General features: G+C 37.2%; 14 protein-coding genes and 1 pseudogene. 12 read left to right on the forward strand and 3 right to left on the reverse strand.

Going from position 1 to position 17662, the window contains the following annotated elements; all coding sequences use genetic code 11:
* Nucleotides 1–80: 80 nt before the first annotated feature.
* Nucleotides 81–614 (reverse strand): flavin reductase, encoded by a 534-nt coding sequence (locus AC6ER9_RS08655; protein ID WP_497074311.1) that lies wholly within the window; start codon nucleotides 612–614, stop codon nucleotides 81–83.
* 143 nt (nucleotides 615–757) lie between these two features.
* Here AC6ER9_RS08655 and rpe point away from each other — a divergent pair, with 143 nt between their 5' ends.
* From rpe to AC6ER9_RS08710, 11 genes and pseudogenes are all read left to right on the forward strand, one after another.
* Nucleotides 758–1432 carry a ribulose-phosphate 3-epimerase gene (gene rpe, locus AC6ER9_RS08660; RefSeq protein WP_497074312.1) on the forward strand — a complete coding sequence of 225 codons (675 nt, stop codon included), beginning with the start codon at nucleotides 758–760 and terminating at the stop codon, nucleotides 1430–1432.
* 11 nt (nucleotides 1433–1443) lie between these two features.
* Nucleotides 1444–2751, forward strand: a complete 1308-nt coding sequence (gene purB / locus AC6ER9_RS08665) for an adenylosuccinate lyase (RefSeq protein WP_497074313.1) — start codon at nucleotides 1444–1446, stop codon at nucleotides 2749–2751.
* A 68-nt stretch (nucleotides 2752–2819) separates the two neighbouring features.
* Complete coding sequence (locus AC6ER9_RS08670) at nucleotides 2820–3368, forward strand: RBBP9/YdeN family alpha/beta hydrolase (RefSeq protein WP_497074314.1); 549 nt, start codon at nucleotides 2820–2822, stop codon at nucleotides 3366–3368.
* 173 nt (nucleotides 3369–3541) lie between these two features.
* Nucleotides 3542–4306, forward strand: a complete 765-nt coding sequence (gene purC, locus AC6ER9_RS08675; RefSeq protein WP_497074315.1) for a phosphoribosylaminoimidazolesuccinocarboxamide synthase — start codon at nucleotides 3542–3544, stop codon at nucleotides 4304–4306.
* Between the two features lie 59 nt (nucleotides 4307–4365).
* Nucleotides 4366–4605, forward strand: a complete 240-nt coding sequence (gene purS / locus AC6ER9_RS08680) for a phosphoribosylformylglycinamidine synthase subunit PurS (protein ID WP_497074316.1) — start codon at nucleotides 4366–4368, stop codon at nucleotides 4603–4605.
* Between the two features lie 11 nt (nucleotides 4606–4616).
* The gene (purQ, locus tag AC6ER9_RS08685; protein WP_497074317.1) at nucleotides 4617–5288 is read left to right on the forward strand and encodes a phosphoribosylformylglycinamidine synthase subunit PurQ; all 672 of its coding nucleotides are present in this window, start codon (nucleotides 4617–4619) and stop codon (nucleotides 5286–5288) included.
* Between the two features lie 294 nt (nucleotides 5289–5582).
* Nucleotides 5583–7793 carry a phosphoribosylformylglycinamidine synthase subunit PurL gene (purL, locus tag AC6ER9_RS08690; RefSeq protein ID WP_497074318.1) on the forward strand — a complete coding sequence of 737 codons (2211 nt, stop codon included), beginning with the start codon at nucleotides 5583–5585 and terminating at the stop codon, nucleotides 7791–7793.
* 58 nt (nucleotides 7794–7851) lie between these two features.
* A complete protein-coding gene (locus AC6ER9_RS08695) occupies nucleotides 7852–8085 on the forward strand; it encodes a BolA/IbaG family iron-sulfur metabolism protein (protein WP_497075343.1) in 234 nt (77 codons plus the stop codon).
* A 91-nt stretch (nucleotides 8086–8176) separates the two neighbouring features.
* Nucleotides 8177–8509, forward strand: a complete 333-nt coding sequence (gene grxD / locus AC6ER9_RS08700) for a Grx4 family monothiol glutaredoxin (RefSeq protein ID WP_497074319.1) — start codon at nucleotides 8177–8179, stop codon at nucleotides 8507–8509.
* Between the two features lie 71 nt (nucleotides 8510–8580).
* The gene (locus tag AC6ER9_RS08705; RefSeq protein ID WP_497074320.1) at nucleotides 8581–9837 is read left to right on the forward strand and encodes a multidrug effflux MFS transporter; all 1257 of its coding nucleotides are present in this window, start codon (nucleotides 8581–8583) and stop codon (nucleotides 9835–9837) included.
* Between the two features lie 859 nt (nucleotides 9838–10696).
* Nucleotides 10697–10972 (forward strand): annotated as a pseudogene (locus AC6ER9_RS08710) (integrase); the annotation flags it as partial.
* A 333-nt stretch (nucleotides 10973–11305) separates the two neighbouring features.
* On the opposite strand, the gene parC reads toward AC6ER9_RS08710, so the two are convergent.
* Together parC and aspS are read right to left on the reverse strand one after the other, a co-directional pair.
* Nucleotides 11306–13555, reverse strand: a complete 2250-nt coding sequence (parC, locus tag AC6ER9_RS08715) for a DNA topoisomerase IV subunit A (RefSeq protein WP_497074321.1) — start codon at nucleotides 13553–13555, stop codon at nucleotides 11306–11308.
* Between the two features lie 989 nt (nucleotides 13556–14544).
* Nucleotides 14545–16338 (reverse strand): aspartate--tRNA ligase, encoded by a 1794-nt coding sequence (aspS, locus tag AC6ER9_RS08720; protein ID WP_497074322.1) that lies wholly within the window; start codon nucleotides 16336–16338, stop codon nucleotides 14545–14547.
* A 135-nt stretch (nucleotides 16339–16473) separates the two neighbouring features.
* Here aspS and rnd point away from each other — a divergent pair, with 135 nt between their 5' ends.
* Entirely contained in the window at nucleotides 16474–17628 is a 1155-nt protein-coding gene (gene rnd / locus AC6ER9_RS08725) for a ribonuclease D (RefSeq protein WP_497074323.1), read from the forward strand.
* Nucleotides 17629–17662: the final 34 nt, after the last annotated feature.

Here is a 17662-nt window from a genome sequence, read left to right on the forward strand (position 1 = left end):
ATCTTATCTCCACCTCCTTATTGTACTAAAATTTAAATGGAGCAACGCATTATTTAACACATAAGAAAAAAATAAAATCTTTATAAAGGCAAAGTGTGATAGCCACGATTTAAATACATCAAAGCATCTTTTTCTTGACTGCGGTTGATTGCAACAACTTCACCAATCAATATATAGTGGGTTGCATGTTCATGCCAACAAATCAAACGACAATCAAAAGATGCTAAAGCGTCTGAAAGACTAGGCGCCCCCGTCTGCAAAGTTCCCCATTGAGCAACATCAAAACGCTCATTTTCTGTAACATTGCAACGCCTTGAAAAGATATCTGCTAATGGACGATGTTTACCAGCCAAGCTATTAACACAAAAAATTCCATTCTCCATAAACACTTGATTCTTTAGATTATGGCGCATAAGACAAACAAGAAGAGTTGGGGGATTATCCGATAAAGAACAACACGCTGAAACTGTCACCCCGCGCTTTCCCTTAATGCCATTTGTTGTCACAATATGTACAGCACCTGCAAAATGACTCATAGCATCTCGATATTCTTGCGAAGAAATCGTAATTTTATCTTGAAGTTTAGACATTAAATATGTTTTATGATTTGGCATATCTTTCACTTATCAAACTTTAAAATTTCGAGCGATCTTTCTATACAAAGATCTATAATACATATCTATCTTTTTAGTCATAACACAAAAGATATTTGTGTATACACAGCGACATGATAAAATAGCCGATCAAGGAGATTTTAATGCCCCCTTCTCATCTCATTTCACCTTCACTCTTAGCGTCTGACTTTTCTAAACTGGGACAAGAAATATTAGATGTTGTTGATGCTGGTGCAGATTGGCTCCATCTTGATATTATGGATGGGCACTTTGTTCCTAACATCACCTTTGGTCCTGAAGTCATCAAAGCACTGCGCCCATTAACCAAAGCAGTATTTGATGTCCACCTGATGATCAAACCTGTTGATCCTTATTTGGAAGCTTTTGCAAAAGCTGGCGCAGATATTATAACTATTCATGCTGAAGTAGGTCCCCATCTTCACCGTTCACTCCAAACAATCAAAGCAATGGGTAAAAAAGCAGGAATTGCACTCAACCCAAGTACCCCTGAACATGTCCTTGAATATTTGCTTGATCAATTAGATCTCATCCTCATCATGACGGTCAATCCCGGTTTTGGTGGACAAAATTTCATCCCAGAAATAAAAGATAAGATTAAGCGCGTTAAAAGCATGATTGCCAACCGTCCTATTGATCTTGAAGTTGATGGTGGTATCACCGTTGATACAATTGGAATAACAGCAAAAGCAGGTGCCAATGTATTTGTCGCAGGCTCTGCAATTTATAAAAACGGAAACAAAGAGCTTTATAAAACACGTATAAGTGCATTGCGCCAAGCTGCAATTCTCTCACAATAAGGAAAAAAATAATGATCGCACGTTATTCTCGCCCTGAAATGGTCGCAATTTGGTCTCCCGAAACAAAATATCGTATTTGGTTTGAAATTGAAGCCCATGCCTGTGATGCCCTAGCTGAACTAGGGATTATTCCCAAAGAAGCCGCCAAGATCATTTGGGAAAAAGGAGCAGCTGCTAAATTTGATGTCAATCGCATTGATGAAATTGAAGCCATTACCAAACATGATGTTATCGCATTTCTAACCCATCTTGCTGAATTCATTGGACCAGAAGCGCGTTTTATCCACCAAGGCATGACATCATCTGATGTTCTTGATACAACGTTGAGCATTCAATTGATGCGTGCGAGTGATATTTTACTCAAGGATATAGACCAACTTCTTGAAGCCTTAAAAAGACGTGCTTTTGAACATAAAGAGACCATCACCATTGGACGCAGTCATGGTATTCATGCTGAACCAACAACATTTGGAGTCAAATTTGCTCTCGCATATGCTGAATTTTCCCGTTGTCGCAAACGTCTTCTAGCGGCACGCGAAGAAATTTCTACTTGCGCAATTTCAGGTGCTGTAGGAACTTTTGCCAATATCGATCCACGCGTTGAAGAACATGTTGCAAAAGCCTTTGGAATGCGTGCTGAACCCGTTTCCACCCAAGTCATACCGCGGGATCGTCATGCTATGTTTTTTGCAACACTTGGTGTTATTGCTTCTTCTATTGAAAGGTTAGCGATAGAAATACGCCATTTACAACGAACAGAAGTTCTTGAAGCAGAGGAACATTTCTCACTGGGACAAAAAGGTTCATCGGCAATGCCTCATAAACGTAATCCGGTTTTAACAGAAAATTTAACTGGGTTAGCCCGTATGGTCCGTGCATTTGCACTCCCTGCCATGGAAAATGTAGCCCTTTGGCATGAACGCGATATTTCTCACTCATCTGTTGAGCGCTATATTGGTCCTGATGCAACGATTACACTTGATTTTGCCCTTTCTCGCCTCACATCTGTCATTGAGAATCTCATTGTCTATCCAGAAAATATGCAAAAAAATCTCAATAAATTCCGAGGACTTGTTCACTCACAGCGGGTACTTTTAGCACTTACACAAGCAGGAATCAGTCGCGAAGATTCGTATCGGATTGTACAACGAAATGCGATGAAGGTTTGGGAACAGGGAAAAGACTTTTTAGAAGAACTGCTCCATGATAAAGAGGTTACCAATGCTTTAAGTGAAGCAGAGATTCGAGAAAAATTTGACCTTTCTTACCATACCAAACATATCAATACGATTTTTAAACGTGTTTTTGAACAACAATAAAACGACATAGAAATCCTAAATCTTATTCTATTGACGATCAAAATCTATTGTAAAAAAGAAAATAATTCATGAAAACAAATCAACTCGATATTCTTATTATTCCAGGCTACAAAGGATCTGGTCCTGATCATTGGCAAACACGCTGGGAAAAAAAATTATCGACAGCCCGCCGTATAGAACAAGCTCATTGGTCAAAACCTGTTTGTGAAGAGTGGGTTCATAAAGTTAAAACTGCCATCGCACAAGCGCAAAAACCTGTGATGATTATTGCTCATTCATTAGGCGTTCCTACCGCACTTCATGCAACTGTACAAAATACAGAAAAAATTTGTGGTGCTTTCTTTGTTGCACCTCCAGATGTCTCCAATGAAAAAATACGTCCCAAACATTTAATGACATTTGGCCCCTATCATCGTCAAAAATTGCCTTTTCCTTCCATTGTCATCGCCAGCCGCAACGATGAATTTTGTCAATTTTCCGTAGCAGAAAAAATTGCTAATGATTGGGGTGCACTCCTTGTTGATGCTGGCTATTCTGGCCACATTAACGCAGAATCTGGACACGGACCTTGGCCTGAAGGACTTATGGTTCTGTCTCACTTTCTTGCAAAAATTTAATCCAAAAGAGGGAATCTTTTTTTCATCGCCTCTAAATCTCCACCTTTGAGTAGATGTATCATGACAAAAATTATAAAAGTATCATAGCAATATCATTGAGAATTTCTATCAATTAGGATAGTATCACTTATATTAATATTATTAAAACCTCTCAAGATAACCAGAGAAGCATAATGAATCGTCGCCACCGTATTTATGAAGGCAAGGCCAAAATTTTATATGAAGGACCTGAACCAGGAACGTATATTCAATTTTTTAAAGATGATGCTACGGCCTTTAATGCAAAAAAACATGAAATTATTGATGGAAAAGGGGTTTTAAATAACCGAATTTCAGAACATATTTTTAGCCATCTTGGACGTTTGGGTATCCCAACACATTTTATCAAACGCATAAATATGCGCGAACAGCTTATTAAAGCAGTAGAAATCATTCCATTGGAAGTTGTTGTTCGAAATGTTGCGGCTGGCTCTCTTTCTAAGCGTTTAGGACTGGAAGAAGGAACCCCACTTCCACAATCCATCATCGAGTTCTACTATAAAAATGATTCTCTTGATGATCCTATGGTAACAGAAGAACATATCACTGCTTTTGGGTGGGCTGTTCCACAAGAGCTCGAAGATATCATGCAACTTTCAATTCGTATTAACGATTTTCTTTCTGGGCTTTTTGCCGGCGTAAACATCCAATTGGTTGACTTTAAAATGGAATTTGGCCGTCTGTGGGAAGATGAAACAATGCGCATTGTCCTTGCTGATGAAATTTCACCTGATTCTGCACGATTATGGGATATGCAAACACGAGAAAAAATGGATAAAGATCGTTTTCGTCACGATATGGGGGGGCTTATTAATGCCTATCAAGAGGTTGCAAAACGCCTTGGTATTATGAATGAAAATGAACCGCCACGACCAAGTGGTCCCGTTCTCGTAAAATAAAACTATCTATCAATACGCCTCTTAAAAGGAGAGGTTTTTTCAAGAACAGGAAGTAAAAAATGAAAGCACGCATTACAGTTACTTTAAAGGAAAGCGTCCTTGATCCACAAGGAGAAGCAATTGTTGGTGCTTTAAAAAGTTTAGCCTTCGAAGGTATTCATTCTATTCGTCAAGGAAAAGTTTTTGACATTGTCCTTGATGATCAACCATCTGAAACTGCAAAGAAAAAGCTTGAGCAGATGTGTGAAGAGTTACTCGCAAATACTGTCATTGAAAATTATACTATCGAACTTCTTTAAATGGAACGCTCATGAAAACTGCCATCATTCAATTTCCTGGATTAAATCGTGACCGAGATATGGTTGCAGCATTGCATCATATAACAGGAGTTGAGCCACTCAAAATTTGGCAAACAGAAACAGCAATTCCAGATGTAGATGTTATTATTATTCCTGGTGGTTTTTCTTATGGTGACTATTTAAGATGTGGTGCTATCGGAGCGCGAACCCCTATTTTAAAAGCCGTTCGTGAAAAAGCGAAAGAAGGTGTTACAATAATAGGCATTTGTAATGGATTTCAAATTTTGGCGGAAGCTGGATTATTACCTGGAACTTTAATGCGTAATGCTTCCTTAAAATTTGTTTGTCGTGAGGTCAAGCTTGAAGTCGTTAACGCCAAAACAAAATTTTCTCGATATTATTCTAAAGGACAAATTATTCGTTGTCCTGTTGCCCATCATGATGGAAATTATTTTGCTGACGATGACACATTAAAACAGATGGAAGACAATGAACAAATTGTTTTTCGCTACGCAGAAAATACAAATCCTAATGGCTCAATAAAAGATATTGCTGGTATTGTGAATAAAGCTGGTAATATTCTTGGTATGATGCCCCATCCTGAAAACCTTATTGAACCCGCCCATGGAGGAATTGACGGTCGTTTACTTTTTCAAAGTGTTTTAGAATTGGTTAATGACTGATGCTACAAAAATCTTTGTCGTCTATAACTTATAAAAACAAGGGTCTATATCATTTTTACATCATAAATTTATGAGCGAAGTTCTTTATAAACAACAATGGATATTATTCTCTAAACACATCATTATTTAAAATTGTTTTTGGTTTTGAAATCTATCCAACCAAACGAACAAAATCTTCAGCTTATGTTCTTATGAACATTTTTATTATTAAACTACGTAGTTTTCCATAATCTAAGCTGCTAGATTAAAAAAATTAAAATGCTAAATTTCGATTAATTTGACGGATAAATACTCATGAATCCTTGCAATAACATCACGATTACCCCAGAGCTCATTGCACAACACGGCCTAAAAGAGGATGAATATCAACGTATCCTAACATTAATTGGTCGAGAACCAACATTTACTGAATTGGGAATTTTTTCTGCAATGTGGAACGAACATTGCTCCTATAAATCCTCTAAAAAATGGCTCAGAACTCTTCCAACAGAAGGAAAGTGCGTCATTCAAGGACCTGGTGAAAATGCTGGTGTTGTCGATATTGGTGAGGGTCAATGTGTTGTTTTTAAAATGGAAAGTCATAACCATCCTTCTTATATTGAACCTTATCAAGGAGCAGCAACAGGTGTTGGTGGTATTTTACGTGATGTCTTTACAATGGGCGCCCGTCCTGTTGCTGCTATGAATGCATTGCGTTTTGGTGCCCCTCAACATCCCCGCACACGCCATCTTGTTGCTGGCGTTGTTTCTGGAATTGGTGGTTACAGCAATTCTTTTGGTGTTCCAACGGTTGGTGGAGAGACTAATTTTGATGAGCGTTATAATGGCAATATCCTAGTTAACGCTTTTGTCGCCGGTATTGCAAAGACAGATGCTCTTTTTTATTCTAAAGCACAAGGTGTAGGACTTCCCGTTGTTTATCTTGGTGCAAAAACAGGGCGTGATGGTGTCGGTGGAGCCACAATGGCTTCTGCTGAATTTGATGATTCAATTAGTGAGAAACGTCCAACTGTTCAAGTTGGTGATCCTTTTACAGAAAAATGTCTTCTTGAAGCCTGTTTGGAGCTCATGGAGCTTGGAGCTGTTGTTGCTATTCAAGATATGGGGGCTGCAGGACTTACCTCTTCTGCCGTTGAAATGGGTGCAAAAGGAAATTTAGGAATACAGCTTAATCTCGATACAGTTCCTGTTCGTGAAGAAAACATGACAGCCTATGAAATGATGCTTTCTGAAAGTCAAGAGCGTATGCTCATGGTTCTTAAACCGGAGCTAGAAAAGCAAGCAGCAGCCATTTTTCATAAATGGGGACTCCATTTTTCTATCATTGGAAAAACAACTGATGATTTACGTTTCCGTGTATTTCATCAAGGAGAAGAAGTTGTCAATCTTCCTATCAAAGAACTTGGTGATGAAGCCCCTGTTTATGATCGTCCTTGGAGTGAACCTGCAAAAAAAACCGTCCTAAAAGCAGAAGACTTTAAAAAAATTGAGAATCTTGGTGATGCACTTTTGTCCTTATTGAATTCTGCTGATCAAAGTTCAAAGCGATGGGTTTATGAACAATATGATACTCTTATCCAAGGAAATAGCCTTATTTGTCCAGGAGGTGATGCAGGCGTTATCCGTATCAACAATCAGAGTAAACGTGCTCTTGCTTTTTCTTCTGATGTAACACCTCGCTATTGTGAAGCAGACCCTTATGAAGGAGGAAAGCAAGCTGTCGCAGAATGCTGGAGAAATATTAGCGCGACAGGAGCAACACCACTGGCTGCGACAGATAATCTCAATTTTGGGAATCCTGAGAAACCTGAAATTATGGGACAACTGGTTTTTGCAATTAAAGGCATCGGAGAAGCTTGCAGAAGCCTAGACTTTCCTATCGTTTCCGGCAATGTTTCTCTTTATAATGAAACAAATGGGGAAGCTATTCTTCCCACTCCCACAATTGCTGGTGTAGGCCTTCTGAGTGACTGGTCTAAAATGGTAACAATAAGTGGTATGCAAAATGGAGATAGTCTCATTTTAGTGGGAAATTGTGGCTCTCATTTAGGACAATCAATCTATGCACGTGACATTTTAAATATTGATGCTGGTGCCCCTCCTCCCGTTGATTTGCAACTTGAGAAAAAGCATGGTCAGTTTGTCCGAGATGTCATTCATAGCGGTTTTGTTCATGCTGCTCATGATATTTCTGATGGGGGATTAGCAATTGCACTCGCAGAAATGGTCATTAAAGCAAGGAAAGGCATCAAGGCAAAACTAAGCCATAAATCGCCCCACCATGCGGAACTTTTTGGAGAAGACCAAGGACGTTATCTTTTAGCCGTTAAACCTGATGCACTCAACAGTCTTAAAGAGCATGCACAAACCCATGACGTTTCTTTAATAGAGCTAGGCCAAGTTGAAGGAGATTCGCTTGATATAGATGGGATATTCACACTTTCGATAGACAAGCTTACACAAGCCTATGAGAACTGGTTTCCACAATTTATGGGTGAAGCGTAAAAATCTATTCTTTTAAAACAGCTCTTACAAAAAAAATAAATAACATAGGAGAATAATGATGGCAATGAGTGCCCATGCAATTGAAACTCTTATTCGTGAAGGTATTCCCGATGCTATTGTAACAATTCGTGATCTTGCTGGAGATGGGGAACATTATGCTGCAGAAGTCATTTCTGAGAGTTTTCGTGGTAAAACGCGTGTTCAGCAACATAAAATGGTCTATGATGCCCTCAAAGGAAATATGGGAAATGATCTTCATGCCTTAATGTTACAAACGAATATTCCCAAATAAACTAAATTTCTTCTTGCATTCATTCGTTCAATACGATTAAAAATAGTATGAAGATCATTACACTACGAATCTGAGATATCGAGGGATAAAAATGACCACTGTTCATGATTTTATTGACAACGAAATTAAAACAAATGACGTCATTTTATTCATGAAAGGGACGCCTGATGCTCCACAATGCGGATTTTCAGGACAAGTTGTTCAAATCCTCAACTATTTAGGATTGGATTATAAAGGAATTAATATTTTGACTTCTGACGAGTTGCGTCAAGGAATCAAAGATTACTCAAATTGGCCGACGATTCCACAGCTTTATATTAAAGGGGAATTCGTAGGAGGCTGTGATATTGTTAAAGAAATGTTTCAAAACAATGAGTTACAACAACTTTTGAAAGAAAAAAATATTCCCTGTAATCAATCATAGGTATCTTTCATTTTATTCAGACTCTAAAAAAGAACTGTTTTTAGACGAAATCTTTATTTCAAGGATGCCGTATGTCGTATTTAGTTGATGAACAAACGCACAGTGATGCGATTAGGAAAAAAATTGGCTATAAAGAATTTGTTATTCTTATTGCTTCACTTATGGCTATTAACGCTATAGCTGTAGACATTATGTTACCGGCTATGCCCAATATTTTGGAAGGCTTAAATGTTCTCAACCAAAATGATCAACATTATATCATTTCGAGTTATCTTATTAGTTATGGTATTGCCCAGATATTTTTTGGCCCAATAAGCGATCGCTATGGACGACGCAAGCTTATACTTATCGGGCTTGCTTTTTATTCATTTACGGCGATTGGCTGCGCCTTTGTAACTGATTTTTCTCTCTTACTTGTTTTGCGTATTTTACAAGGTATTGGAGGCGCGGCTATGCGCGTTCTTACGGTTTCTGTCGTACGAGATCTCTACAGTGGTCGAAAAATGGCAGAAGTCATGTCTATTGTTATGATGGTTTTTCTTGTTGCCCCAATGGTTGGCCCCGCAGCAGGCCAGATCATTTTACTGCTCGGACACTGGCAATTTATTTTTGTGTTCATGGCGATGATTGGTTTTGGGTTAATAATTTGGATATTATTTCGCTTACCTGAAACACTTCACGAACAACGCCCTCTTTCTTTTTCTTCCATAAAACATAATTTATGGGTTGTTGTGACAAATCGTACAACACTTTGCTACACACTTGCAGCGTCCATCATTTTAGGCTGTATTTTTATTTCTGTTAATACATCACAACAAACCTATGAAGGAATTTATAATTTAGGTTTCTGGTTTCCTATAGCATTTGCCATCGGGGCTGCATTTCAAGCTTTTGCATCATTCATGAATTCTAAATTTGTCGGACGTCTTGGAATGCGACGTATTGCGCATACTATGCTTTTACTCTTTTGTGCCACTTCATGTCTCTGGTTTGTTGGATCCATTTTAGCAGGTGGTATTCTTCCTTTTCCTTTTTATATGGTATTATATTGTATATTAATGTTTGCCTGCGGTGGTCTTATGGCAAATTTCAATACTCTCGCTCTCGAATCCGTAGGCGAGATTGCTGGTACAGCTTCTTCTGTATCTGGCTTTCTTCAGACTTCTATCGGTGCAGGATTGAGCTTTTTTATTGCTCAACAATTTGATGAAACAACCATCCCAAACTCAGCAGGATTTTTCTTTCTCAGTCTTGTTGCCATCCTTCTTGTCTTATGGGCTGAACGTGGTCATCTCTTTAGGCAATATCATCATAATCCTAACGAATAAATATGCTTAAGAGAAGATTAGTACCATTTTCTTAATCAATAAAGCTATGCTTATTACACAAAATCGTATGCTTTTAAATAGAATACTCTTATATTATCCATCCATATATTTTTTTAAAAGATACACTTATTAAAGAATTAAGTTATTGATTTATAATGATAATATAGTGTTATTCATGTTGAATGAAAACTCTGAATATCGTAAGATTCTCTCATTTAAAATTTCTCTATATTGAATCAATAAAAACCATTCACCTGCACGTTAGAAACGGGATTAGTGTGTGAGTAAAACGGTACAAGAAAGAACTAAAAATGCCTCTTATAAACCGTCTTCAGTTACAAAATCTGAGCAACATTCTAGGGTGAACAAATAGTGTTATGTTGTCCGGCTTACTCTTTCACAAGCATAAGAATGAGGGGCTCAATAGATTTATCGTTATACTATTCACAGGCATCGCTGCGAAATGGGATTGGTGTCTTGAGAGATGTTTCTTTAAAACAAGCGTGTGAACGATGCACCCTATGGTTCTCTGTTTTTTGAGAAGGGCATGACTGTAGCTGGCCAGCAGGTTTTGTATATTTTGACTTAAGTTTTGTACCAATTTATTTTCTTTAAAATAATTTTAAGGAGCTCTCAAAGGGTCTTCAAAGACCTTTCCCATTTTTACCATCAAATTCCGATTTTTGCTATTTTTACCATTTCTTGCAATTTCAGAGCTCAAAATTAATTTTGACAAAATACGCAGTTAATGCATAAATTTTATATATAAAAACAATAAATTATTACGTATTCCTATCTAATCCCACCTCTTCCCACTTAATACAAAATCTACTGTCACCCTCCAATTTTCCCATATTAAGAACGCAATAAACAAAAGCATGAGGCAATACATAATCTCCATTATTTAAAAGATATTGCTCTGGATGTTTTTGAAAGCCGTAAAGCTGAATTAAAAGGTTATGGTAAAGATAGACATTGTTTTTTACCATTACGCTTTCATATTCTTCCCAAATTAGGTTGTCTCCCCGTTTTAGAGATTAGACAAACAGAGATACGCAATACCCTTACCCTTATTTGGCATACAAAAGCATCAAATCATTTTATGACAGTCCTCATGAATAATATAATGGTCAAATAATAAAATATATGAAAACCATTCTATCATCCTTATACTTATAAATCAAATAACTCTTTGTTTTTATTACAGTTTTTATTGCTATGATCGTTCTTAAAACTTGAAATAATGCATAAAAGGTATTTTTAATTCATTTCTTTATAATTTGCTATCGAAACACTAACCCTACTTGTGATGTGCAAGTAAGTCACTTTGTTTATTTCAACATGAATAAAGCATTTTATTTCATATAAATAATAATTGAATTATTCTTATAACTCAATTAGTTATCGTATAACAAAAACACATAACATTTCATGCTTTTATAAATTTTGAATAAAAACGTTCTATCCTTTAATTGATAAATTTTCCTGATTTTGGAAACCCTTTTGGAACCAGACGCCCGACACCCGCACGTGTTCCCATCCATTCAATGAGATCATCCGCTTGACGGTTAAAGACTCGTTCAGCACTATCTTGCCAACTTAAGCCTTCTGATAAATTAAAGGTCTTGGCATCAATAATACCACCCTCTTTGTAACGTTGTAGGCGAACCCCTTTACCACGATTCATTTCTGGTATTTGTTCAATAGAAAAAATAAGCATTTTTCGGTTTTTACCAACCACAGCAACATGATCACCATTAACCGGAACACAAAGCTTTACCTCATCAGGAAATTTTACATTCATCACTTGCTTTCCTTTTCGTGTATTGGCAATCACTTCTGCCGTAGGAACGATAAAGCCATTGCCGCAAGATGAAACCAAGAGCAATTTTTCTTCTGCATGATGCACAAAAGCCGTAAGAATATCATGCTCATCATCCATATCCACTAAAAGACGAATAGGCTCACCATGTCCCCGTCCTCCAGGCAAACTATTTGCACTAAGTGCAAAAAACTTTCCCCCAGTACTTATCAGTACAATCTTGTCGGTTGTGAATGCTGGAAATGCTAACTTTAAACTATCTCCTTCTTTAAAAGATAGCACTTTGTAATCGTTCAAATGCCCCTTCAAAGCACGCATCCACCCCTTTTCAGAAATAACAATAGTAACCGGTTCTTTTTCGATCATTGCTTGTTGAATATCGTCAAGATCATGTCTTGGTGCTTCTTCAAATGTTGTCCGTCTTTTTCCCAAGAGTGTTTCAGGACCAAATGTATTTCGAACTTTTTTGATCTCTTCTGAAATGATTTTCCATTGTTTTGTAGGAGAGGATAACAAATTCTGTAGTTTTTCTTTTTCACCCTTAAGCGCTTCAAATTCCTTACGAATTTCAAATTCTTCAAGCTTTCGTAAAGAACGCAAACGCATATTAAGAATAGCTTCCGCTTGATTTTCTGTTAATTCAAAACGATTAATCAGCTTGCTTTTCGGATCATCTTCTTCACGAATAATCTGAATAACCTCATCAAGATTCAAATAGGCAATAAGATAACCATGAAGAATTTCCAATCGGGCATCAATTTGATCAAGCCGATAATGAGAACGTCGAATAAGCACTTCTTGACGATGTTCAAGCCATTGCTGCAAACTTTCTCGCAACGAGAGAACATTGGGTATTTTTCCCAAAGATAAAACATTAAGATTAAGAGGAAATCGTACTTCAAAATCAGTCAATTTAAAAAGGGATTCCATAAGAAGTTCAGAATCAACCGACCGATTTTTGGGAACAAGCACAATGCGGATATCTTCTGCTGATTCATCTTGAATATCCTCAAGCATTGGTAAACGTCGTGCAAGCAACAATTCTGCCGTTTTTTCAATAAGGCGTGACTTTTGAACTTGGTAGGGAATTTCAGTCACAACAATCACATAAGAACCTCGGCTACCAGTTTCCTGATGCCAACGTGAACGCAATCGAAAAAAACCCCGCCCGATACGATAAGATTCCTCAATACTCTTTTTAGGTTCAACCAAAATACCACCGGTTGGAAAATCAGGTCCCAGCACAAATTGATTTAAATCCTCATCACGCGTATCGGGGTCTGCAATCAAATGCAGCGCCGCATCACAGAGCTCAGCAACATTGTGAGGAGGAATAGACGTTGCCATACCAACAGCAATACCTGAAGAACCATTGGCTAAAAGATTAGGAAAAGCCCCTGGTAGCACAACAGGTTCTTCATCTTCTTCATTATAGGTCAAACGAAAATCAATAGCATTTTCATTAATTCCCTCAAGCAACAATGCAGCTACTTCAGTCATGCGTGCTTCCGTATAACGCATAGCCGCAGCATTATCACCATCAATATTGCCAAAATTGCCTTGTCCATCAACCAACGGATAACGAACCGCAAAACTTTGAGCTAAACGCACCAAAGCATCATAAATAGATGAATCCCCATGAGGATGAAACTTTCCCATGACATCACCGACAATCCGTGCACATTTTGCATAAGAATGTCCAGGGTTCAGTTTGAGAAGACGCATCGCATGAACAATCCGCCGATGCACAGGTTTCAATCCATCACGCACATCAGGCAATGCACGATGCGTAATCGTAGAAAGTGCATAAGCCAAATAACGTTCTTGTAAAGCAGATCGTAATTCTATTGGTTCAATATGTTCTTTATCAAAAGGTAAATTCATTTTATCAGACATAGTATTAGAATAACAATTCCCACAATAATAAGAAGTTATTTTGTAGGATTTATTTCATGAAAACTTTTATGAGTTTAATTTTTTATTAAAAGTCAACGATATAAAAATAAACATTGCAATTAAAACATGAACAGAAAATTATATCAATTTGAAAAACTTATACATGTTTTTCTCCTTTTCCTAAACGATATATGAAAACATTTAATACATTATCAAAAGCTTCTTTCAATATCCTCTTTAAGGGATAGAAATAAAATATTTTCATTGTTAAAGAAAGAAAAAAGCATTTCAAAATAAATAAAAATCTAAAAAAATGCCATTATTTAGTTGATATATCTAAGAAAAATGCAAGCATGACATAACTTTTTAAAGCGATATGAAATAAATTTTCCTCGTCTTTCCAAAATTGAATCTATAGGATGAAAAAGTGCATTATTCCCATAAAAACGAAAAGACATTTTTTCTTTTATGACATTGTAAAAACTTTAATAAACTATAACTAATATATTGATATATAAAGATATTTTATAATTTAAACGAGACTTCTAAGTATTATAAAGTTTTTTCATTTCCAATTTATTCATGATAACTCAATCATTATCGTTTTCTTGCTTATCAAAAGATAAGAGCGACTATCCAAGCAAGAAATAAAAATACTGAAACCATTTGCATACAAAAATTTTCAAAAACATTAAAACCTAGAAGGCAGAATGATGGCTTACCCTTTATTTAATAAAGATTATACTAAATAATGGCTCTTATAGCAGTCACGGGTTAAGTTATATCCTTCACGAGTAAACATCGTAAAATGAGAGCAACTGCATTGAGAGGCATTTTTTTAGAAACCACGCTTCATGAAAAATCAACATAATAGCATTCTTTTTTCCTCTCTAAATCCATAAAAAGCATCTACACTCTTGAGAATCATCAAAGAGAAGAATCAAAACTCACACTACGAAAAAGGGACTATAACAATTCATTAATCAATTTTATGAATTATTTTTTTGAGGAGGAGCAATGCGAATTCCTAAATCATGTAATTGTGTAGACGAAACATCAGACGGCGCACTCATCAAAAGATCAAGCGCCTGTTGATTCATAGGAAATAAAGCAACTTCACGTAAATTTTTAACACCCTGCAATAGCATAATGATGCGGTCAATTCCCGCAGCCATACCACCATGGGGTGGAGCCCCATAATGGAATGCGCGATAAAGACCACCAAAACGATCTTCTACAACTTCCTTAGAAAGCCCTACAAGTTCAAAAACTTTAAGCATCATTTCTGGTAAGTGATTACGAATTCCACCAGATGCAATCTCATAACCATTACAAACAAGATCATACTGAAAAGCTTTAAGCGTAAGAGGATCTTGACACTCAAGAGCATTTTCCCCTCCTTGCGGCATGGAAAAAGGATTATGGGAAAAATCAATCTTTTTTTCATCTTCATTCCATTCAAAAAATGGAAAATCAACAATCCACGCTAAAGAAAAACTCTCTCTATCGACAAGGTCTAATTCTTCCCCTATCCGTATACGGGCTGCTCCAGCAAAAGATGCAAATTTTTTCGGGTCTCCTGCGACAAAAAAACAAGCATCACCACTTTCAAGGCCAAGTTGTATACGAATTTCTTCAGTTCTCTGCTCACCGATATTTTTGGCAATAGGCCCCGCTCCTTCAAACTTTCCTTCTTCTTCACGCCAGAAAATATAACCGAGCCCTGGTTGCCCCTCACCTTGTGCCCACCCATTCATACGATCACAAAAAGCACGGCTTCCACCCGTTTTAGCCGGAATAGCCCACACTTGCGCATTCTTATCATTTGCTAAAATCTGAGCAAAAACTTTGAAACCGGAATCACAAAAATGCTGAGAAACATCCTCCATAATGATCGGATTGCGTAAATCAGGTTTATCAGAACCGTATTTACGCATTGCTTCATCATAAGGAATGCGAGGAAAGTTTTGTGTTACCTTTTTTCCATCTGCAAATTCTTCAAAAATAGAACGCATAATGGGTTCCATCGTTGCTAAAACATCTTCTTGTTCAACAAAACTCATTTCAACATCTAATTGATAAAACTCACCAGCAAAACGGTCTGCTCGCGGATCTTCATCTCTAAAACATGGCGCAATTTGAAAATAACGATCAAAACCTGACATCATCAACAACTGTTTATATTGCTGTGGGGCTTGCGGTAGTGCATAAAATTTGCCTTGATGGATACGACTTGGAACCAAAAAATCACGCGCCCCTTCTGGTGATGAGGCTGTCAAAAGCGGTGTTGTAAATTCCGTAAAACCATTATTTTGCATAGCCCGTCTCATAGCCGCAATAATTTCAGTCCGACGCATAATATTTTTGTGCATAGTTTCCCGACGCAAATCAAGAAAACGATATTTTAATCGAATATCTTCTGGATAATCAGGCTCACCAAAAACCGGTAAAGGAAGCTCTTCAGATTTTGAAAGAATTTCGACCTCTTGTGCAAAAATTTCAATCTCACCTGTTGGAAGTGTTGCATTAATAACCTCATCAGAACGTGCACACACCTCTCCATCCACGCGAATAACCCATTCAGAACGCACTTGTTCAATAATTTTAAAAGCTGGTGAAGCAGGGTCCGCAACAATTTGTGTGATTCCAAAATGATCACGCAAATCCACAAAAAGAATTCCTCCATGATCACGAACACGATGAACCCATCCCGAAAGACGAACTTGTGTTCCTACATCACATCTACGAAGAGCCGCACAATGATGACTGCGATAACGGTGCATGTTTTTTGCCTTTGATTATAATATTCACATGCGCTACAAACGCTTTTTAATCACCATTTGTCAAGATATTAAGAATAAAAACGCGAAAATAAAGTCAATATAAAGAACAAAATTCAATTTATCGAATATAGTAGAATGATGAATCTTATTACACAAACAACAGATCTTGAAATTGCACTTAACGCTCTCAGCACCTCTGATTTTGTAACTGTCGATACTGAGTTTATCCGCGAAACAACTTTTTGGCCTCAACTGTGTTTAATCCAGCTTGCATCACCAGACGTTACCGTTCTGATTGATCCCATAGCACCAGATATTGATTTACAACCGTTTTTTGATCTTATGATCGATAAAAAAATTGTCAAAGTTTTTCACTCTGCTCGCCAAGATATTGAAACAATTTATTATCTTGGAGGCGTTATTCCTTCTCCTCTCTTTGACACACAAGTAGCAGGATCAATTTGCGGATTTGGTGATTCTATCTCCTATGATCAAATTGTACAACGCTGCACAGGGCATCATCTTGATAAATCCTCCCGTTTTACAGATTGGAGCTGTCGCCCGCTGTCTGAAAAACAACTGCTCTATGCCCTTGCTGATGTCACTTATCTAAGAGATGTTTATCTCCTCTTGAAAAAAAGGTTAGAAAAAGATCAACGTGTTCACTGGATGGATGACGAAATAAAAATCCTTTTAAATCCTAAAACCTATGATATGCCAGAAGATGAAGCATGGAAAAAAGTGAAAGGAAAAGTTAAAAAACCGCGTGAACTGGCTGTATTACAAAAGATAGCAGCGTGGCGTGAACGTGAAGCACGAAAACACAATATGCCCCGTCGCCATATCATGAAAGATGAATGTCTTATTGAAATAGCAACCCAACAACCAAAAGATGAAGCTGCGTTAAAACGGTTGCGCAGTCTTAATAAGAATTGGGATAAACGTTCAATTGCATCCTCATTAATCAAGGCTGTCCACGAAGGCTTAGAGGTCGATCTTTCTACTTTACCCCCTATTCCTAAACATAACCCACTCAATGATACAACAGCTGCGGCTATTGATCTGCTCAGAGTACTCTTAAAACTTGTTGCAAACGAAAACAGCATTGCTCCTAAAATGATTGCAACATCTAATGATTTAGAAAAAATTGCTAATGGAGGAATAAAGAAAAATATTCCCGCTATGAATGGCTGGCGCTATGAAATATTTGGTCAAAAAGCTGAACAACTGCTAAAGGGCCAGATAGGATTTTACTTTAACGATGGAAAAATAAGTACAAAACAGCTTTAATTCATATTTTTAATATTCTGAAATTTCCATAGAG

It is taken from the genome of Bartonella sp. SL317 (assembly GCF_059687655.1).